The organism is Paenibacillus sp. FSL R5-0923, from assembly GCF_038009145.1.
Lineage (GTDB): Bacteria > Bacillota > Bacilli > Paenibacillales > Paenibacillaceae > Paenibacillus_AQ.
In genome coordinates, this window is the sequence record NZ_JBBPAT010000001.1 from 3,707,731 (window position 1) to 3,727,839 (window position 20,109).

Genomic DNA, 20,109 nt, shown 5'->3' on the forward strand with positions numbered 1-20,109 from the left:
ATCTCAGTTTCGTGTAATCGCTAATCACCATTTATTTTGTCGAAACATGAAGGAAAACAGAAAATTTTATAGAATTATCTATCGTTATCTATCCTATATAATCCAAGTGTTGCACGATGCCCCAAGCGTTTGCGCAGCTTAACATCACCATAGAAAAGGGGCCTACGATGCTCAAAAGGACGTTACTTATTTATTTAATTGCTTTCATCTCATTAGCAACAATCCCACTATCCATTTTTATAGATAATGATCAACATGAGAATTATCTGCAAGTTCAGAAGGGGAGCATGGATCTTTCAACTTGGGATTATGGGCAACAAAAGATCATCAAGTTAGATGGTGAGTGGGAATTTTATTGGAACCAGCTGCTAATGCCTGAGCATTTTATAGAATCGAGCACAGACAAACCTGCTCCTACGGCATTAATGGAGGTCCCCTCACGATGGAATGGCAAAGTGGTTGATGGACAACCTTTACCTGCATTCGGTTCTGCTACTTATCGGATGGTGCTGAAAAACTTACCTGTAAACGGTGTATTCGCTTTGAAAAAAACGAATATCCGCTTTTCGAGTGCGATTTATGTGAATGGGCATTTACTCATTAAGGATGGAAACCCCACTATGAGTACTGCCGATTACCAGTCGGGGAATATTCCGCAGATTGGGCTTTTTTCGTCTGAAAAAGGTGATGTAGAGATTATCATTCAAGTTTCTAACTATGAATATGTAAATGCAGGTATTCCGGTATCTCTTACTTTTGGCGAGGAAGCCGCTATGCTGGAGAACCAGCAGAAGAGTACGGCTCGTGAATTTAGTACAGTTGCAATATTGGGAACATTATCACTTATTTTTGTCATCTGCTTTGTAGCGGCTGCTTTATACCGTAAGAAGGATTACTCCTTACTTGTATTTGCTATTATTTGTTTACTGCTTGCGATCTATCATGGCTTGATTGGAGAACGTTCGCTGTTACTGTTTTTCCCAAACCTTTCGTTCATTGTGTTATACAAAGTGAAGGATATTAGCTCCATATCGTGTTTTATTGTTCTGGCTATATTTTTCTACCAAATGCACAAAAGCATAATCTCTTTAAAACTTACGCAAGTCGTAACGATTATACTAGGCAGCTTTATAATATTGGTAGCAATCCTGCCTATTCGTACTTACACGCTTTTCTCTACCTATGTGATCATTGTATATGAATTGATGTTAATTTGGATGTTGTTTAGAGTGGCTATCTTGTATATCAGAAGTCCAGAAGTAAATCGGATCAAATCGTTGCTGCTGTTCTTGGCGATTCTTGCTATCAATCTGTACTCGATAGACATCATTCTGTTTGCTCTTTCGATGAAAGAAAACCTTTGGCTAGGACAGTTTTACATTGTAGCCTTTAATATCATTATGATCGTTCTGATTGTTCTCCGTTTTTTCGAGGCTTATCATACGATAGATGAAATGAAAAACCAGCTGATCGGTCTGGACAAAATTAAGGACGAATTTCTCTCCAATACCTCTCATGAGCTGAAGACACCACTGAATGCCATAGTCAACATTACTGCTACACTACTTAATGGGGTTGAAGGTCCAGTTACCGAAAGGCAAGCGCAGAATCTAGCGATCGTAATGGGAAGTGGAAGAAGATTAACTTATATGGTAAACGAATTGCTCGATTATTCCAAAATGAAGCATGGAGATATCACCTTATATAAAAGCACCCTAGATCTGAAAGCTGTTGTTGATTCTGTTATCGGTATACATTCGTTTCTGCTCGGAGAAAAGTCGATCTTTCTCGTAAACAATGTTGCTCCAGAGTTTCCACCTGTACATGCAGATGGCAACCGTTTGATTCAGATTTTGCACAACTTGGTAGATAATGCGATTAAATTCACGGAGCAGGGTGAAATAAATATTAGTGCCAGATTTACTCATGAATGGGTTGAGGTTCGTGTGGCAGACTCGGGAATCGGAATTGCACCGGATATGCAGAAACGTATTTTTATGGCCTTTGAGCAAGTGGACGAAGCTGAAATTCACAGTCATGGTGGGACAGGTCTCGGACTAAGCATTACCAAGAAGCTGGTTGAGTTACATGGCGGGAACATTAGAGTGGACTCTGTTGCAGGTAAAGGTTCGGTCTTTATATTTACTCTTTCACGATGGGATCGAACATCTAATCAAGTCTCGGGTCCAATCGTGGATAAGACTCTTCCTTATAGAGAAGTTTTCTTTCCGCGCCAGGAGTATCCTATATATATCAAAGGTAAAATCAATGAGCCGATTTTGGTCGTGGACGATGATTTTGCCAACCTGCAATCTATGATCAACTTGTTCAAGCTTGAGGGATATTCCATTGTTGTTGTGAACCGCGGGCAGCTGGCACTTGATGAGTTATCGAAGAATTCAGACTTCTTTCTCGTTGTACTGGACATTACAATGCCGGATATTTCTGGCTATGAGGTTCTGCAAAGGATTAGAGAGAGATTCACACCCTTTGAGCTGCCTGTGTTAATGCTAACGGCGAAGAATAGAGTTAGCGATATGAAAATGTCCATGGATAATGGGGCAAATGATTATGTGGGGAAGCCGTTTGAAGCGGAAGAATTAATGGCGCGTGTGAAAAGCCTGACCCGATTGAGAGCTTCTGTGAAGAAAGCTAAAGATGCCGAAATTGCCTTTTTACGTTCTCAGATCAAACCGCATTTCTTGTACAATGCCCTGAATTCAATTGCTGCATTATGTGTGGAAGAACCTGAGCAGGCGGAAGAATTAACGCTGGAGCTGTCACAGTATTTGAGAAGCAGCTTTGACTTCAAACAGTTGGATTCGTTAACTACCTTGGAGGGTGAGCTAGAGCTAGTTAAAGCATATATTAATATTGAAAAAGTGCGCTTTGGTGCTAGATTACAAGTGGAATATGATATAACCGCAAATACGGATAGCCGGATTCCCCCACTTATCCTACAACCATTAGTAGAAAATGCTATAAGACATGGACTGATGTCCAATTTACGGGGAGGAAAGGTAACTATATCTGTGAAAGAGTCGGATCCTTCTGTAGTCAGCTTTGTTGTAGAAGATAATGGACGCGGAATGAGTGAGCACAAGCTGGAGGAAATCATGAAATCAGATGTAGATAAAAGAGGCGTAGGGCTTTGGAATATTAGTCAACGCATCAAACTTCTCTATGGAAAGAACATTCGTATTCAAAGTGTTGAAGGAAAAGGCACACGGGTTTCTTTTGATATCCCCAAACAACACATGAAGCGGATAGGAGGTTGAAGTATGCTGCGGGCCATTATCGTGGATGATGAAGAATTATCAGTAAAGCGCTTAAAAAGGATATTATCTCAGAGTGGAGAGATTGAAGTATACGATACTTTTCTGGATCCGACGGAAGCCTATGAATTTGTGAAGGGGAATTCGATTGATGTAGCTTTTTTGGACATTTCTATGCCTGACACAAATGGAATGAAGCTTTCCACCCTTTTGCATGAACTAGATGAATCGATTAATGTGGTTTTTGTTACAGGGTATGACGAATACGCACTGCAAGCCTTCGAACTGAGTGCTGTGGATTATTTGCTGAAGCCTGTAACTGCACAGCGTTTAACTAAAACTTTGGATAAGATCAAAAAAATGAATAGAGGTGTGACGGTTCAGCCCGTCATAGAAGTTCTCTTATTTAATGGACTAAAGATATACCGCCGTACGCAAGACAGAGAGCCCATCAAGCTAAGGAGCCCAAAAACCGAAGAATTGTTTGCCTTTTTGATTAGTAAAGGGACGGTTAGCCGAGATGAAATTATCGATACCTTATGGAGCGGGCTGGAGCCTGATAAAGCGTTGAAGAATCTGAACTCAACCCTATACTATATTCGAAAAGCAATCGGTACTAGCTTTATTAAAGCCAGCAGAACCGAAATTAGTATAGAGGAACGCAGTATTTATTGTGATTTGTATGAGTTTAAGCGACAGCTGAAGCAAATTAGGCAGGTCTCGAAAAAAGATTCTGAATGGTTCAATCAAGTAGAAACATTGTATACGGGGTCCTTTCTCAAAGGTAAAGCATACGATTGGGCTAGTGGGAAGACACACCGACTTGAACAGGATTTTATTGGACTGCTGGAACTAGCTGCTAGATTTCATATGGAGCAGAACGAGCGTCAACAATCGCTGCACTACTTTGAGAGAATCTTGAAATTGGATCCCTTGAGAGAAGATATCCATCAGGAAATCATTCATTTGTATATTGAACTAGGGCGTATGAATGAAGCTTATCGGCGATATGGGCAATTGGAAGAGACCCTTCAACAGGAGCTTGGAACTTCACCTGATCCTAAGCTCAAAGCTCTGATTAAGAAGATGATGAACTAGTATAAAGAAAAAGCGAACCGACGAATCGATTAGAATTCGAAGGTTCTTTTTTTGTTTATTTTTCGTTTATCATAATTTTGTATAATACTCTCGATTATTGTCGAAATGATGACATGATTTAAGCTAGAGGGGGAAAAAGAGTTTGAAGCCATCATTTATGAAAATAGGCATTAGTATTTCGTTAGCCACTGGAGTTGTGGTGCAAGGTGTGGGGCCGATCCACACTCAAATAGTGAGTGCAAAATCGGACTTTGGTTGGATCGTGAATAGCCCAACTGTGATACCGTCCATCAATGAAGACGATACTTCCAACGCAGGCGTTGTTGTGTCTAGTCTTTTGTCGGGTAAGGTAACTGACCCAGCTTCAACAGGAATTGCTGTGGTGTCATTTGATAATACCAATGGGGCTTGGCAATATTACAACACGCAAGCAAATATTTGGTATAATATCGAGCCAGTGTCTGACACTAAAGCTTTTCTGCTGCTGAAATCGGAGAAAATTCGTTTTGTCCCCGCTAAAGACTGGAACGGAACAGCTTCCATTGACTTTAAGCTATGGGACACAACAGCAGTCGGCTATCAAAATTATCAAAAAAATGCGAATACCACTGTTTCTGCAGCATTCAACCCAGATCTAGGTACTGCTACAATTACTGTAAATCCAGTGAACGATGCACCTTATCTGACAGAACTGAATGGTGGGGACTATCTTAGTTTTGACGGCAATGGGGATTATGTGACGTTCCCAGATCAACTGTTATACAAGAATTCTTTTACAATTGAAGGTAATTTAAAAGTCAATGGTTTTAATACCTGGATGAGATTCTTCGAATCTTCGATCGCAGAGCAGAACCACAATATTTTTGTGGGTTTTAACGGCAAAAAAATGCATTTCATCGCTTACACCAATAAAGGAGATATTAATGTCACAGACGATTTCCCGATATCCAAGTGGGTACATGTCTCGATTGTTTACGATCACAGTCAGAAGAAGGGGCGTATTTATTGGGATGGTGTTCTTAAGGCAGAAGGGGCTATGGATTTAAGTACAGTTGGAAATATGGCACGTCCGAACAACTGGCTTGGTAAAAGCACCTGGAGACAGGACGGAGATTACAGCGGTGGGATGAGAGACGTAAGGTTTTGGAGTAAAGCTAAAACCCAGAGCGAAATTGTTCGCGAAATGAACGTCGATTTGAATGGATCAGAGCCTAATCTGGCTTTAAACTATAAATTAGCAAATAGTAAAGATGGTAATGTTGCTGTCAATACAATCACCCCACTTAAGAACGGTTCAATCACTGGTGCTAGCTGGAAGCAGGACACAGGCTTCATGGGAAGTACTACAACGGAAAAAAATAAATCTGTATCACGCTCCTTTAAGGTCATTGATGTGGATGGGGATGACCTAAATGTATCAGCTACATCTTCTAATACTTCCCTAATTCCGAATAATGGACTGAAAGTAAGTGGAAGTGGGGATGTGCGGACGTTAGAAATAACACCAGCGAAGAATGCCTACGGAAACAGTGTGATTACTGTTACTGTAAATGATGGCACTATAAGTAGTTTATACACCTTCAATGTGCAGGTAAACGATGTGGGAGATGTCCTCGTAACTGGAGTGACTTTGAATAAAACATCACTTAGTTTAACAGAGGGAGAAGCAGGAGATACACTAAATGCTGTAATAGAACCTGCTAATGCCACGAACAAAACCGTGATCTGGAGCTCCAGTGATGCAACTGTGGCGACAGTTGTGAATGGAGTGGTCACCCCAGTTGGCGTTGGAACGGCAACGATAACAGCAACAACAACAGACGGAAGTTATACTGCGACATCCACCGTAACTGTGAGTGCTCCAATTGTGAACGTAACCGGAGTGAAGCTTGATCAGGAGACGCTCGACTTAACTGCTGGTGAAGCAGATGCCTTACTAAAGGCGACAATAGAACCTGCAAATGCGACAGATACAGATGTGATCTGGAGCTCCAGCGATGAAACTGTTGCAACAGTCGTGGATGGAGTGGTTACACCAGTTGGTGAGGGTATAGCAATTATTACTGTAACGACTAAGGATGGAAGTTTTAAGGCTTCAACAACTGTGAATGTGGCAGCACCTAAGCCACCAATTGTTATAGTAACCGGAGTAACCTTAGACCAGCCAACACTTGATTTAACAGTTGGAGAAGGTGATAAAACGCTACAAGCGACAGTCGCACCTGCCGATGCAACCAATAAGGGGGTAATCTGGAGCTCCAGTGATGAAACAGTAGCTAAGGTTGTTTACGGAGTAGTAACCCCGGTTGGTGTTGGAACAGCCACCATTACGGTTACGACTAAAGATGGAAGTTTTACTGCTTCAACAACAGTACATGTAAGTGAACCAATTCCACCAGTTGTGAATGTAACTGGGGTGAGGCTAGATCAGGAGACGCTCGTTTTAACAGCTGGTGAAACTGTGGGAATACTAAAAGCGACAATAGAGCCTGCAAATGCAACAGATCCAGACCTGATCTGGAGCTCCAGCGATGAGACTGTAGCCAAGGTTGTGAATGGAGAAGTAACTCCAGTTGGTGAGGGAACAGCCATCATTACAGTTACAACGAAAGAAGGAAGTTATAAAGCTTCAACAACCGTTACTGTGAAGGCTCCTGCTAAGCCAATTACAGCACCGGGTATTCCAACATCCGTAACTGCAACTGCAGAAAATGGTCAAGCGATCATCACCTTTACACCGCCGGTGAACGATGGTGGAAGTGAAATCACAGGATATATTGTAACGGCTCATCCGGGAGGGCTGACGGTTACGGGTAATGGAAGTCCGCTTACAATCAGTGGTCTTACGAATGGTACAAGCTACACCTTCACGGTACAGGCTATCAATAAGGCTGGCTTTAGCGAATCATCTGCTGAATCTAATACAGTCATCCCGAGCGCACCATCCAGTGTTGATGTTCCTTCTCAACCAACTCCATCAGCAACGCCGGCACCTGTGGCAAATGATGCTTCCATTTTAATCAATGGTAAAGCGGAAACCGTGGGAACTGCAACGAATGGTAAACGGAATGATCAAACGCTAACCACCATTGCTTTAGACCAGAAGAAGCTGGAAGACAAACTCGCCGCTGAAGGTAAAGGTGCTGTGGTTTCTATCACTGCCACTAGTAAATCTGATATTATCGTTGGCGAACTAAACGGACAAATGGTTAAAAATATGCAGGGAAATCAAGCTGTACTTGAAATCAGAACGGGAAATGCGACATTTACACTGCCTGCTGGGCAGATTGATATTGAGGCCTTATCCGCGCAGATTGGTAAGTCTGTAGCTTTACAAGATATTAAAATACAGATTGAAATCAGCGCACCAACTGCCGATCAAGTTAAGGCATTAGGAGCTGCTGCACAAAACGGATCATTTTCATTAGTCGGCGCACCAGTAAACTTTACTGCTAGAGGCATGTACGGAGATAAGAGTATTGAACTTTCTCAATTCAATACGTATGTGAAACGTACGATTGCTATTCCGGAGGGGATGGACCCGAAGAAGATTACAACCGGAGTGTATATTGATGCTGATGGCTCAGTGCATCATGTACCTACTAAAGTGATAGTCATTGAAGGCAAATATTTTGCTACAATCAACAGCCTTAGTGGCGGCACTTACTCTGTAATCTGGCATCCACTTGAATTCAGTGATGTTGCTAATCACTGGGCAAAAGATGCAGTGAATGATATGGGTTCCCGTTTAGTTATCGAAGGGACTGGCAATGGTCAATTTACACCTGATCAAGCGATTACCCGCGCAGAGTTTGCGGCGATTGTCGTTCGCGGTCTCGGACTAGGATTGAGTCAAACAGCAACACCATTTTCGGATGTTAAAACTACGGATTGGTATAACAGTGCGATCAATACTGCATATGCATATCAATTAATCAATGGTTTTGAAGATGGCATGTTCCGCCCTGATGACCAAATTACCCGTGAACAAGCGATGTTGATTATCGCCAAAGCGATGAAAATTACAGCGCTAAAGGCTAACCTTCCTAATCAATCCGCTGAAGGATTCTTGAACCCATATACCGATGCCGGCAAAGCATCTGACTGGGCGATTAGCGCAATTGCTGACTGCTTGCAGGCAGGCGTAATCATGGGACGAAGCAGCAATGTACTTGCTCCCAAGGATGATATGACCAGAGCTGAGGTTGCAGCGATCGTTAAGCGGCTTCTTCAAAAGTCTGATTTAATTTAAAAATTGGCTCACAATATACATTGAAAAGAAAGAGTATTCATTCGATAACCTTCGAATGAATACTCTTTTCTTTTGGCTTTATTAAATTCTAATGTTGATATTTGACTGTTAATCATACATTTTTTGGCTTTATATCTGGGGCGTTTTTTAATGGCTTTTGAAGTGCGTCCACAATGGCTGCGATGATGCTTGTTGCTAAAAGACCCATTAGACATAATGATGTAGGACCCGCTGGATCATCACTATCTGTAACTTTAGCAAGCACCCTTAAGCTTACTAGTCCTAACAAAATGAGGAAAATGACAGTAAAAGCACATTTCTTTATAATCTTCAAAGAGTTAAGGGATAATTCAGAGAAAGCATTGTTCTTTTCGATGTTGTTTAATAGTTTATATGCTTGGTACAGCGCAACAGAAAACGCAATACAGAATCCGTAAGCACATACTAAAAAGGGAATCAGGAAGTAAGCCGTATCTGGATGTACTTTTGCATCTCTTACCGCTATCTCAGGCAACCAGATACACAAAGCAAGCACTGCAATTCCAACCAGAAAAATAATTACTTTTAAAAAAGTGGTTGAACCTCGTTTAACATTCATTTAAAACACCTCAATTATTTAATGACTTCATGATTTTAGCATTTAATTTATTGATTTACAATAAATTTGTATTGTTTTTTGTGTTTGTTATTTTACGAGAAATGGTTATCGTCTTTAAAAGACGACAACATCATTTCTTCTTGTTAGCAGGAGAATGGCTTCACTATCCAGAAAAAATAAGCTAAATCATTTCTTCATCAATTGAAAAGAGGCGAAATCTAATGGAACTACGGCAAAGTATTAATGAAGTTTTTCAGTCGGCACAACATGGCGATGCTGCACGGCTAACAGAAATTTTAGAATTCCATCCGGCTCTTGCAAATACGGAAAATAACGAGGGCCTCACACCTTTGGGATATGCAGCACATTTCGGTAAAGAAGCAGCGGTGCAGGTATTGATAGACCATGGTGCTGAGGTTGATGCAGTATCCCATTCCAAGATTAATTTCATTCCTTCTAATACTGCACTTCATGCTGCAATTGCTGGGGAGCGGAATATGGGTGTTATCCAACTGCTATTGAACAAGGGTGCTCAGACACATATTTTTGATAGCGATGGGCACACTGCCTTGCATTCTGCAGCTTTTCATTCGGATAATGTGGAGCTGATATGCTTGTTAATCGAACACGGAGCTGACATCCATGCTAAAATTGAAGGTGGTGAATCAGTATTAGCTATAGCTATCCAACAAGGAAACCACAACGTAAAAGACTTTCTTATTGAAAAAGGAGCAATTTAGAATGCAAATCACATTAAACCGTAAAGACAATTCAACAGTAGCTTTGATTTCCAGCGAAGGTATTGTAATTAATAATGTAAATGATGCACTCGATCTAATGGCAAACGTGAGATATCAAGAATGCGATAAAATGATTCTAAGAAAAGAGCAAATCACAGATGATTTTTTTGAGTTAAAGACGGGCCTTGCCGGAGAGATTCTTCAAAAGTATACAAACTATCAGATGCGAGTTGCTATTGTGGGAGAATTTACTGGCTATAATAGTAAAAGTCTGAATGATTTTATTTACGAATGTAATCAGGGGAATAAAATATTGTTCAAGAGTACAGAAGACGAGGCATTGGCAGCACTTCATCAAAGTTAAATGTGAACTTGAAACAGAGAGGGGACTTATTGTGGAGGCTAAAATCACGTATGAATCGATCGATGACTATATTTCCAAGTTTCCATCTGAGATTCAGGAAATCCTTAGTACAATAAGAAAAGTAATAAAAGAAACGGCACCTGATGCGATTGAAAAGATTAGCTATCAGATGCCTACTTTTACACTGCACGGAAATTTAGTGCATTTTGCGGCTTTCAAAAACCATATTGGATTTTATCCAACGCCTAATGGTATTGACGCTTTCAAAGAAGAATTATCAGTCTATAAAGGAGCAAAAGGATCCATTCAATTCCCTCTTAATCAGCCGATGCCCTATGAATTAATTAGTAAGATCGTGAAATTTAGAGTGGCTGAGAATATCAAAAAAGTTGAAGATAAGCGTAAGTAATTGGTGTGTAAAGAAAACATTGTCCACTGGCACATCTGAAGCTTTCGATCTACACTGGTTTCAGGTGTGCAATTCTTACGTGTTATCATGTACTCGATACTGAACGACGCACAAACGACAGGATAATATCCTGTGAGTAGTCTCCGAAACCACTTCCGAATAGATTAAGTCCTCGTCTATTGAGGGCATCCTCGCGAATCTCAAATCGTACTCGAATGGGCTCATTAAATGCCAGCTTCAGTGAGCTAATTGTAGTAGGGGAAGAAGCAGTTCCATTTATTTTGCTACCCTGTTCTGAGATACTCCACTCTGTCAGCATTCCATATTCTGTACCCCCCTTCCATCGTTCGGGTGTTAACTTTCCTTTCCGGTTACCGAAATCTGATGGACAAGTCCAAGTACCGACATGTAGGTCATTTATAGTTAATGTGATGTCACTTGCCCAATCTTCCCGAAATGCAGGTGCTTCAGAACAAACCTCAGCCGAAATCCGAATCTCATCAAGCTCGACACCAGGGGGTAGTGGATTGGCAAAATAGTATTCGACATAGCCAGAGTCAGCGAACCATAAGAGAGATGCATCAACTCGTTCCGGCATGTAGAATACCCGTGGATCATCCTGAGAACCGATGACTCCGCCGTCTTTTCCAGTCATACCACAAGAGGGTTGAATAGAACAGTGGGAGAACATCCCGATGGGCATATGTATTTCTTCCGTTTGATGCAGACCATCGCCTAGCTTCGAAGGAAGATCGAGATGGATGGATCGGCAGGTGACCGCACATATTTTCTCGCGATTTGCACCCTGTGTAGATGAGATTAAGTTAACTTGCTCAAGGGTCTGTACATTGATTGAAATTGTTGGTTGAGCTACGCCAAGTGTCTCGGCCAATTGACTGACACTCATGGGCTTGTCACCAAGGGCTTCAAGAATACGGACTCTGACATCTCCAGAAAGTGCTTTAGCAACATCTAAGATGCGTGATGCGGGGTACCGTATCGTTTCTTGCGAAATATCATTCATTGGTTGTATTCCTTTTCGTTAGGATAGGTTGAGGATATTGTACACTGAAGATTCTATATTGTAAAATTATAATATACATTGCGAATTTTATATACTGGTGCTAAAATGAGCTCAACTTCTTATTTTGAAAGGCTGTGCTCATATCATGACAACTTCCGTACTGAATGTTGAGAGTCTTCCGATTCCTCGTCCCGAACATCCGCATCCACATTGGCAGCGCAACGAATGGATGAATTTGAATGGGGAATGGTCATTTAGCTTTGATCCGAGCAATGAAGGAATTAGCGAACATTGGTATTCCAATTCCGAAATCGCTTACAGTTCGATGATTACTGTTCCTTTTTCTTGGGTAAGTCCATTATCAGGTATTGGCAGTGATCATAAAGGGATAGGATGGTATCGGCGGACTTTGAAATGGCAGACTACCGACTCACAGACACGACTATTTTTGCGATTCGGGGCAGTAGATTATTCATGTGACGTTTGGATTAACGGAGTGCATGTTGGTTCACACCAAGGTGGATATGGTTCATTTGAGTTCGAAGTTACTCAGTACTGGGTTGAAGATTTAGACAATACAATTGTCGTTAGAGTAGAGGACTTCGATCATGATTACCAAACGCGTGGCAAACAAGGTTATGGAGAAATTCGCGGAATCTGGCAGCCCGTATGGCTAGAATCTCGGCCTCAGACTTATATGAAAGATGCTAAGTTTGTGACCACTATTGATGGGCAAGTGAACGTGACCACAAGAATCTTTGCACAAGAAAATGGATCGGCAGATTTCACGCTGAAATTCGCAGAGAATTCTATATTGCATACTGAGAAAATAGATCTTATCGCAGGGGAGAATGAATTTAAGCTCTCTATTCATATAACAGATCCAATTTTGTGGAGTCCAGATACACCTTATTTGTACGAAGGCGAACTACAACTTAACGGATCTTTTGGCACAGACACAGTCAGTACCTATTTCGGAGTTCGAGAAATCCAAACTGTGCGTTTTGATGAGCGTGGTTATCGCTGGATTACCCTCAATGGTAAGCCGATTTATTTAAATGGTACCCTTGACCAGTCTTATCACAAAATGGGATATTTCACTTATCCGTCTGATGAAGATATGCGGGATGAAATCTATCTAATGAAACGTTTGGGACTGAACTTTGTGCGTATTCATATCAAGCCAGAAGAACCACGCAAACTATATTGGGCGGATAGACTGGGTATTTTGGTGATGGAAGACATGCCTTGCTTTTGGGGAAATCCCGATGAAAAAGCACGTAACGCGTATGAACGTGAAGCACTTGAGATTATTGAACGAGACTATAATCATCCATCGATTTTCTCATGGGTAATGTTTAACGAGACTTGGGGCTTGAAGACGAACGCTCAGGACACTAGTCTGACGAGTGATGTACAACAGCAGTACAGTTATCTCAAAGTAACACAGGAATGGGTTCGGGAACAATATCGCTGGGCAAAACGACTAGATCCATCTAGAATCGTTGAAGATAACTCGCCTTGTAACTATGATCATGTGGAATCTGATATCAATACTTGGCATTTCTACATTAATGGTTATGATCAGCTTAGAGCTCATTTGAATGAGGTTGTAGACAAAACTTTCCCAGGTTCAGACTTTAACTGTATCGGAGGTAATGTACAATCTGATGCCCCGCTTATGAACAGTGAATGTGGTAACGTGTGGGGAATCGAAGGCGGGGCAGGGGATAGTGATTTAGCGTGGCATTACCGCTATATGATGAATGAATTCCGGCGGCATGATAAGCTATGTGGTTTCGTATTTACCGAATTTCGCGATGTTACGAACGAGTTCAATGGTTATTATCGGTTAGATGGCAGCGATAAAGATTTTGGTTATGATGACTTTGTTCCCGGGATGACGATTTCTGATCTGCATTCTCCGGACTTCATCGTGATCGATGCACCGCCGTGTCAGACCGTAAACGCAAAGGATGAAGTTAAAGTTCCGCTCCTTCGTTCCAGCTTCTCAGATAAATATCATGGACAGCATGTGCAGATGAAGTGGGAGCTTTGGTACGACAATTTGGGAACAAGAGTTGTTGCACAAAGTGAGCATATGTCAGTGAATTGGGACGGATATGGAGTAGCAGATTTACCACCACTATTTATTATTATGCCCGATCAGGATGCAGTTGCAGTGCTAGCAGTTTCTTTGATAAATAATAAGGGAGAGGTAATCACTCGCAACTTCATTACGTTTGATGTAAGAAGCGGTAATCAAGGCGAAAGGTTTGAAGGGGATGGAGATTGTATTAGTATCCCTGTTGGTGCGTATAAAGAACACAACTTTAATCAACAATGGGAAGCTATTCAATGCGCAAAAATCAATGGAGCTGGGCAAGGCCGTTATGCATATGATGTAACTCTTCCAGATGGTATGGAGAAAAAGATGATTGGCGAGATCGAAATCATGTTCGAAGCCAGCGCAAAGCGAGTATTGGCTCGAAATGTTGAAGGCGCAAAGCAAAATGAAATGGGACTTGATCTCATGCATGGTGCAGATGCTAGGGTGGAGTATAATCCGAATACGTATTATATGACCGACGAAGAACGTCATCCTTCACGTGTGAATGTTCTGATAGAAGGTCAACGGATTGGCTCCTTCTATTTGCCAGATGATCCGGCCGACAGCCGAGGTGTATTATCTTGGCATTATCAGCCATTAGCGAATAAGTTGGATGAGGCGGGCTCTTACGGCTATCTGTGTAAAGTAAGTGTACCGGGGCAGTTAGCAGCTAAACTAGATCGCAATCGTACTTTCCGTTTGGAGCTTCAAGCAGAGGGTGGAGGCTTAGCCTTATATGGTCGCAATGCGGGTCGTTACCCTATAGATTTATTGATTCGTTATCGATAACATACATGGGTGAAGTTGGATCATTCAATTTTAAAAAGCAATCCAAGCCATAAGGCAAGGATTGCTTTTTTTGTGATGAGCTTATCAGAGTATGGATTAAAGCTCTTTATCATTAATGCTGTTCAGCCAACCTTCAATATCCCCAATAACGGAGCTAATGCAGCCATCTTCAAATGGTGAAGTCAGACCCGCTAGTTCAACCAGTTTAATAAAGGACTTGCTTCCACCAGCTTGGCATAGCTCCAAATAATCGCTCCAAGCAGATTTGAAATCTTCGTTCGAACGTTTCCAGAATTGGAAGGCACATAGCTGTGCTAGTGTGTAGTCAATGTAGTAGAACGGTGAGGCAAAGATGTGGCCTTGTTTATGCCAGAAGCCCCCTTGTTCCAGATAAGTGTTACCTTCATAATTACGATGTGGTAAGTATTTCTTCTCGATGTCTCTCCAAGCTTGCTTGCGTTCAGCAGGAGTTGCTTCAGGGTTGCTATAAACAAAATGTTGGAATTCATCGACAGATACCCCGTAAGGAATAAACTGAAGGCTATCAGATAAGTGATTAAAGCGGTATTTATCTGCATCTTCTTCAAAGAACAAATTCATCCAAGGCCAAGCGAAAAATTCCATACTCATTGAATGAATCTCACATGCTTCATAGGTTGGAAAAGCATATTCTGGCACATTAATATTGCGGCTTTCATAAACCTGGAACGCATGACCCACTTCGTGAGTTAAGACATCAATATCCCCAGAGGTTCCGTTGAAATTTGAGAAAATAAAAGGGGCTTGGTATTGGCTGAAATAGGTGCAATATCCGCCGCCTTGTTTTCCTTTTTTGCTTACTAAATCCACCAGATTATTGTCCAGCATGAAGGTGAAAAATTCATCCGTTTCAGGGGAGAGTTCTTTGTACATCTTCTTACCGTTAGCTACAATCCAGTTTGGATCCCCTTTAGGGGTAGCGTTCCCGGTCTTAAAGCTAAAGTTCTCGTCGTAATATTTCAATTCATCTAGACCCAGTCGTTCAGTCTGACGTTTCTTTAACTGCTGGGAGACAGGTACGATATATTCAAGAACTTGTTTGCGGAAATTAGCAACCATTTCAGCATTATAGTCGGTACGCATCATACGGTCATAACCTAGCTGAACAAAGTTACTGTACCCAAGCTTTTTAGCTATGCGGTCACGGACCTTTACGAGCTCGTCATAGATGCGGTCAAATTCAGTCTCGTGTTCGGACATAAAACCAAAACGAGCTTCAGAAGCACTTTTACGCATATCACGGTCTGTAGACAATTCGAAAGGTGCGAGTTGAGGCAGTGTACGCTCTTCACCTTCGAAAAGAATCTTGGCAGATGCGATAAGCTGGGAGTATTCAGTTGATAGTTTGTTCTCCAATTGTAAATCTTCAATGATTTCCGGACTAAACGTCCGCAGCGAGACTTCAGCAAGCTGGAGTAACTGCGCACCCCATTCCTTTTCAAACTCGGCTCTATATTTGGAATGTACGAGTGCTTTGTAGTAGTCAGTTATGTATTCCTGAACGACAGGCCCGATTTCGTCCATGAATTCTTGTTCGGCTTTGTAAAATTCATCTGTCGTGTTGATAGAATGACGAACGCTAACCAATGTCTGCATCGTGTCAAACTCATTGCGAAGCTTGTTAATGGCAGTGACGGAAGCTTTTTGCACCTCTAGTGGTGATGTGTCGTTGAGATCTTTCAGCAGGGCGTTAAAGTCTTGCTTGAATTTCTCTACATCCGGTCGCTCATAGCGGTAATCATCAAATTTCATAAAAAAATCAACTTCCTTTCTATACCAGATAGTCTCTATTATATAATCTGAACAGCCATTTACGATAGACCTGTGTAAGCTTTTTATGGTCGAAAAAAGAACAAATGTACAAAAGTGTAAAAACTTGTTAAGCGGAATGTGGTTTGATATTATCTATGAATATAGTAGATCTTATCAAGAAAAAATGGTCCATCCGGATATGCGAGAGCAGATGAAGATGTATTGGGAAGAAGTACTGAACACAATTAATGGGCGCACTCGTACAATTTAACGAAACGAAAATAGGAGGCTCGATATAGATGAAACCCCGAATTACAGTAATAACACTAGGCGTGGATGATTTGGAGAGAGCTTTGGTTTTTTACAGGGATGGATTAGGATTCCCGACCGAAGGGATCATTGGCAAAGAATTTGAACATGGAGCGGTTGCCTTTTTTGATTTGCAGGCAGGCTTGAAGCTGGCACTTTGGAATCGGAAAGATATGGCCTATGAGGCAAAGGTTCCATTATCCCCAGCCAGTTCAACAGAAATAACGATTGGCCACAATGTAGGAAGTAAAAAGGAAGCAGATCAGGTTATGGAGCTAGCTCAAAAGGCTGGTGCGAAGATCGTTGACCCTTTACATGATACCTTTTGGGGAGGGTATTCCGGTCACTTTATGGACCCCGATGGGCATTTGTGGGAAGTCGCATGGAATCCAGAATGGGAGCTCGAGAATTAAAGGAGTCTATTCAGAGCTTTGTTACTTAGCCTCTCTTAAACCGTATTCTCAGAATACGGTTTATCTCTGTTTCTATACGAATCTTAGAATTTTTTCGCTTTACACTCTGAACCCTTTCTCCCTCTTTTTTCAACTGCTTCAGTACAAATGTCGACAAACTTAATATATCATGATATATTATTATGTATAAAGATGAAAAAATTAGAGTCAGGAGATAACGAAAGTTATGAATGAGACAACGTCATCCAAACCGATGTATGAAAAAATATTTGATGAAGTGAAGCAGCTTATTGTAAATAAATCCTATGGACAAGGGGAGCGAGTTCCTTCAGAAAAAGAACTGGCCGAAACCTATAATGTAAGTCGGATTACGAGTAAAAAAGCTCTGGAAATGCTAGCCGCCGAGCATTTGATTGTGAGAAAACCGGGAAGAGGTTCGTTTGTGGCTGATCCGGCAGTTGACTACATAGATTCAGTTATGTCTCCTGAGACGACCTCCGACGGGACTGTTTTTAATGCCTTTAACCATGAGGAAAAGACGATTGGTCTGATTATTACCGACTTTGGCAACAGTTATGGAACAGGCTTGATTTATGGGATGGAACAGGCTTCCCGTGATAATGATTGCTTTCTCGTTCTACGAAGAACATTTGGCGTACCAGAGAACGAAGAACAGTCTATTCAGAAGTTGCTTAGCTTGGGTGTAGATGGTCTGATTGTTTTTCCGGCTCAAGGCGAATTTTTTAATGCTGAGATTCTAAAATTGGTGATCGGGCGTTTCCCATTAGTTCTGGTAGATCGCCATCTGAAAGGAGTAGCGGCTGCTTCGATCGGCACGGATAACATAAAGGCTGCACTTAAAGGGACGGAGTACTTATTTGATCTCGGGCATACTCATATCTCTTTCCTCTCTCCACCTCCAGCGGATACGACGGCTCTTGAGGAGCGGGTGGAGGGATTTATACAAGCACATGCGGAGCGGGGGATAGCTGTAGATAAGGGGTTGTGGGTTAGTGATTTAACCTCAACATTACCAAATTCCTTTAATGATGAGAATATTGAACACGATATCTCACGGCTAGTTTCTCATTTACAAGAGAATCCAACAATAACTGCGCTTTTTGCCGTGGAATATAATATTGCCCTGCTGGCTAGAAATGCGGTTGAACGCCTTGGGCTGAGGATTCCAGAGGATATTTCAATCATTTGCTTTGATAGTCCACCAACTCCACTCGGCTCGGGTTATGCGTTCACTCATTTGCGGCAGAGTGAAGAAGAAATGGGGCGACTGGCAGTTGAGAATGTACTGCAAATTATGAACGGCCAGACTGTATCGAACAAGATAATGCTGGAAGCTGAGTTGATTTCTGGTGAATCTACGGGTTTTGCTAAACCATCTAATTCTAATTAATTTTATGCGATTATCCATAAATTAGTTGTTATAAAAACCTATCTTTTTGGATGGGTTTTTTTGTTTGTTTTAGATAGATGTTTATCATTATAGAAGTATTGATATATCATTATCAATAAATAAACATATTGACATACTAATCACATGACAATATACTAATTTGTGAAAGCGCTTCAAAGGAAAAAGAAAAGGGGGTATTATAACTGAAAGCAACCAGAGAAATCCCTGAGTCGATGAAGAAACTGGCATCTAATGTAAAAGCGCAGCTGAGTGATCGTCCAAAATTAGCCGAAATGTTCGAGAAATGTATGGCTAACACCTGGAATACAACCTTAAAAAGAATGGCGAATGGCACCACTTTTGTCATTACCGGAGATATTCCAGCGATGTGGCTGCGGGACTCGGCCGCTCAGGTTAGACCCTTTCTGATCCTTGCCTCCGAGGATGAAGAAATTGCGGACATGATTGAGGGACTTGTACTAAGACAATTCGCCTGTATTCAGCTTGACCCTTATGCGAACGCGTTCAATGAAGAAGAAAATGGGAATGGCCATCAGGAGGATCTTACAGAGATGAGCCCAGGAGTATGGGAAAGAAAATATGAGATTGATTCATTATGCTATCCGATCCAACTGGGTTATCTGCTCTGGAAGAATTCGGGCCGAACTAGTCAGTTTAATGATTCATTTGTTAAGGGTGTAGAAAGAATTATTGCATTATGGACTACTGAACAGAAACATGAGAGCGATTCCAATTATCTTTTTCAACGGATGAACTGTCCACCTACGGATACATTAGCGCGTGAAGGCAAAGGAACGTTGACAGCATATACAGGAATGACTTGGTCTGGATTTCGTCCTAGCGATGATGCCTGTGAATACGGGTATTTGGTTCCTGCAAATATGTTCGCTGTGGTTGTTTTAGAGTATGTGTGTGAAATTGCCCGAGAAATCCTAAGGGATCAGGAACTGGAATTGAAAGCTAGAAGACTTTCTGAACAGATTAATGAGGGAATACGCCAGTATGGAATCGTAGACCACACAGAGTTTGGGTCAGTCTATGCATATGAAGTAGATGGCCGTGGACAGGTGAATTTGATGGATGATGCAAATGTGCCGAGTCTGCTCTCAATCCCTTATTTGTCTTATGTGAGTGCCGATGATCCTATCTACAAAAATACCCGAAAGTTTATTCTAAGTAGCAATAATCCTTATTTCTTCGCTGGAAAGGAGGCTTCAGGTATTGGAAGTCCACATACGCCTAGTCGTTATATCTGGCCTATAGCTTTAGCGATCCAGGGTATGACATCTACCAGCAATGAGGAACGGGAATCCTTGCTTAATCTGCTGGAGAAGACGGATGCGGGCACCGGATTTATGCATGAAGGGTTTCATGTGGATAACCCTGACGAATTTACACGCCCATGGTTCTCTTGGGCAAATATGATGTTCTGCGAGCTGGTGCTTATGCGCTGCGGGTTACAAGTTAAGCGAGGTTAATGTCTACAAGTTTTTTTAATCGACTCT

General features: G+C 41.6%; 14 protein-coding genes. 11 read left to right on the forward strand and 3 right to left on the reverse strand.

The window, feature by feature from the left end; genetic code table 11:
• Positions 1–167 precede the first annotated feature (167 nt).
• The 3 genes from MKX35_RS16570 to MKX35_RS16580 all read left to right on the forward strand — a co-directional run bounded on the left by MKX35_RS16570 (position 168) and on the right by MKX35_RS16580 (position 8,625).
• Positions 168–3,278, forward strand: coding sequence for a hybrid sensor histidine kinase/response regulator (locus tag MKX35_RS16570; RefSeq protein ID WP_076298796.1), 3,111 nt, complete (start codon positions 168–170; stop codon positions 3,276–3,278).
• 3 nt (positions 3,279–3,281) lie between these two features.
• Positions 3,282–4,373: a response regulator gene (locus MKX35_RS16575; RefSeq protein ID WP_076298797.1), complete on the forward strand. Its 1,092-nt coding sequence runs from the start codon at positions 3,282–3,284 to the stop codon at positions 4,371–4,373.
• Between the two features lie 157 nt (positions 4,374–4,530).
• Positions 4,531–8,625, forward strand: coding sequence for an S-layer homology domain-containing protein (locus MKX35_RS16580; protein ID WP_341044365.1), 4,095 nt, complete (start codon positions 4,531–4,533; stop codon positions 8,623–8,625).
• Between the two features lie 112 nt (positions 8,626–8,737).
• Here MKX35_RS16580 and MKX35_RS16585 read toward each other — a convergent pair whose 3' ends face one another.
• Positions 8,738–9,223 (reverse strand): DUF2975 domain-containing protein, encoded by a 486-nt coding sequence (locus MKX35_RS16585; RefSeq protein WP_076298799.1) that lies wholly within the window; start codon positions 9,221–9,223, stop codon positions 8,738–8,740.
• A 221-nt stretch (positions 9,224–9,444) separates the two neighbouring features.
• Between MKX35_RS16585 and MKX35_RS16590 the strand changes: the two genes are divergently transcribed.
• Genes MKX35_RS16590 through MKX35_RS16600 form a run of 3 tightly spaced genes read left to right on the forward strand, consistent with a single transcriptional unit; the run spans position 9,445 to position 10,736 of the window.
• Positions 9,445–9,963: an ankyrin repeat domain-containing protein gene (locus MKX35_RS16590; protein WP_076298800.1), complete on the forward strand. Its 519-nt coding sequence runs from the start codon at positions 9,445–9,447 to the stop codon at positions 9,961–9,963.
• 1 nt (position 9,964) lies between these two features.
• Positions 9,965–10,327 (forward strand): DUF4180 domain-containing protein, encoded by a 363-nt coding sequence (locus MKX35_RS16595; protein WP_076283444.1) that lies wholly within the window; start codon positions 9,965–9,967, stop codon positions 10,325–10,327.
• Between the two features lie 28 nt (positions 10,328–10,355).
• On the forward strand, positions 10,356–10,736 hold the full coding sequence (locus MKX35_RS16600) for an iron chaperone (protein ID WP_076298868.1): 381 nt from the start codon (positions 10,356–10,358) through the stop codon (positions 10,734–10,736).
• An 85-nt stretch (positions 10,737–10,821) separates the two neighbouring features.
• Here the strand turns inward: MKX35_RS16600 and MKX35_RS16605 are convergent, their stop codons facing one another.
• Positions 10,822–11,760, reverse strand: coding sequence for an ArsR/SmtB family transcription factor (locus tag MKX35_RS16605; protein WP_076298801.1), 939 nt, complete (start codon positions 11,758–11,760; stop codon positions 10,822–10,824).
• A gap of 145 nt (positions 11,761–11,905) precedes the next feature.
• Between MKX35_RS16605 and MKX35_RS16610 the strand changes: the two genes are divergently transcribed.
• Positions 11,906–14,659: a glycoside hydrolase family 2 protein gene (locus MKX35_RS16610; RefSeq protein WP_076298802.1), complete on the forward strand. Its 2,754-nt coding sequence runs from the start codon at positions 11,906–11,908 to the stop codon at positions 14,657–14,659.
• A gap of 96 nt (positions 14,660–14,755) precedes the next feature.
• Here MKX35_RS16610 and MKX35_RS16615 read toward each other — a convergent pair whose 3' ends face one another.
• Positions 14,756–16,450, reverse strand: coding sequence for a M3 family oligoendopeptidase (locus tag MKX35_RS16615; RefSeq protein WP_076298803.1), 1,695 nt, complete (start codon positions 16,448–16,450; stop codon positions 14,756–14,758).
• A gap of 136 nt (positions 16,451–16,586) precedes the next feature.
• On the opposite strand from MKX35_RS16615, the gene MKX35_RS16620 reads away from it, so the two are divergent.
• The 4 genes from MKX35_RS16620 to MKX35_RS16635 all read left to right on the forward strand — a co-directional run bounded on the left by MKX35_RS16620 (position 16,587) and on the right by MKX35_RS16635 (position 20,082).
• A complete protein-coding gene (locus MKX35_RS16620) occupies positions 16,587–16,721 on the forward strand; it encodes a hypothetical protein (protein ID WP_341044371.1) in 135 nt (44 codons plus the stop codon).
• Positions 16,722–16,749: 28 nt separating this feature from the next.
• Entirely contained in the window at positions 16,750–17,172 is a 423-nt protein-coding gene (locus MKX35_RS16625; RefSeq protein WP_076298804.1) for a VOC family protein, read from the forward strand.
• A 226-nt stretch (positions 17,173–17,398) separates the two neighbouring features.
• Positions 17,399–18,583, forward strand: coding sequence for a GntR family transcriptional regulator (locus MKX35_RS16630; RefSeq protein WP_076298805.1), 1,185 nt, complete (start codon positions 17,399–17,401; stop codon positions 18,581–18,583).
• A gap of 233 nt (positions 18,584–18,816) precedes the next feature.
• The gene (locus MKX35_RS16635; RefSeq protein WP_076298806.1) at positions 18,817–20,082 is read left to right on the forward strand and encodes a glycoside hydrolase family 125 protein; all 1,266 of its coding nucleotides are present in this window, start codon (positions 18,817–18,819) and stop codon (positions 20,080–20,082) included.
• Positions 20,083–20,109: the final 27 nt, after the last annotated feature.

What these genes read in the sequence shown, in the direction of transcription:
- MKX35_RS16570 (WP_076298796.1), top strand. Translation starts at nt 168, where the DNA reads ATGCTCAAAAGGACGTTACTTATTTATTTAATTGCTTTCATCTCATTA.
- MKX35_RS16575 (WP_076298797.1), top strand. Translation starts at nt 3,282, where the DNA reads ATGCTGCGGGCCATTATCGTGGATGATGAAGAATTATCAGTAAAGCGC.
- MKX35_RS16580 (WP_341044365.1), top strand. Translation starts at nt 4,531, where the DNA reads ATGAAAATAGGCATTAGTATTTCGTTAGCCACTGGAGTTGTGGTGCAA.
- MKX35_RS16585 (WP_076298799.1), bottom strand. Translation starts at nt 9,223, where the DNA reads ATGAATGTTAAACGAGGTTCAACCACTTTTTTAAAAGTAATTATTTTT.
- MKX35_RS16590 (WP_076298800.1), top strand. Translation starts at nt 9,445, where the DNA reads ATGGAACTACGGCAAAGTATTAATGAAGTTTTTCAGTCGGCACAACAT.
- MKX35_RS16595 (WP_076283444.1), top strand. Translation starts at nt 9,965, where the DNA reads ATGCAAATCACATTAAACCGTAAAGACAATTCAACAGTAGCTTTGATT.
- MKX35_RS16605 (WP_076298801.1), bottom strand. Translation starts at nt 11,760, where the DNA reads ATGAATGATATTTCGCAAGAAACGATACGGTACCCCGCATCACGCATC.
- MKX35_RS16610 (WP_076298802.1), top strand. Translation starts at nt 11,906, where the DNA reads ATGACAACTTCCGTACTGAATGTTGAGAGTCTTCCGATTCCTCGTCCC.
- MKX35_RS16615 (WP_076298803.1), bottom strand. Translation starts at nt 16,450, where the DNA reads ATGAAATTTGATGATTACCGCTATGAGCGACCGGATGTAGAGAAATTC.
- MKX35_RS16620 (WP_341044371.1), top strand. Translation starts at nt 16,587, where the DNA reads ATGTGGTTTGATATTATCTATGAATATAGTAGATCTTATCAAGAAAAA.
- MKX35_RS16625 (WP_076298804.1), top strand. Translation starts at nt 16,750, where the DNA reads ATGAAACCCCGAATTACAGTAATAACACTAGGCGTGGATGATTTGGAG.
- MKX35_RS16630 (WP_076298805.1), top strand. Translation starts at nt 17,399, where the DNA reads ATGAATGAGACAACGTCATCCAAACCGATGTATGAAAAAATATTTGAT.
- MKX35_RS16635 (WP_076298806.1), top strand. Translation starts at nt 18,817, where the DNA reads ATGAAGAAACTGGCATCTAATGTAAAAGCGCAGCTGAGTGATCGTCCA.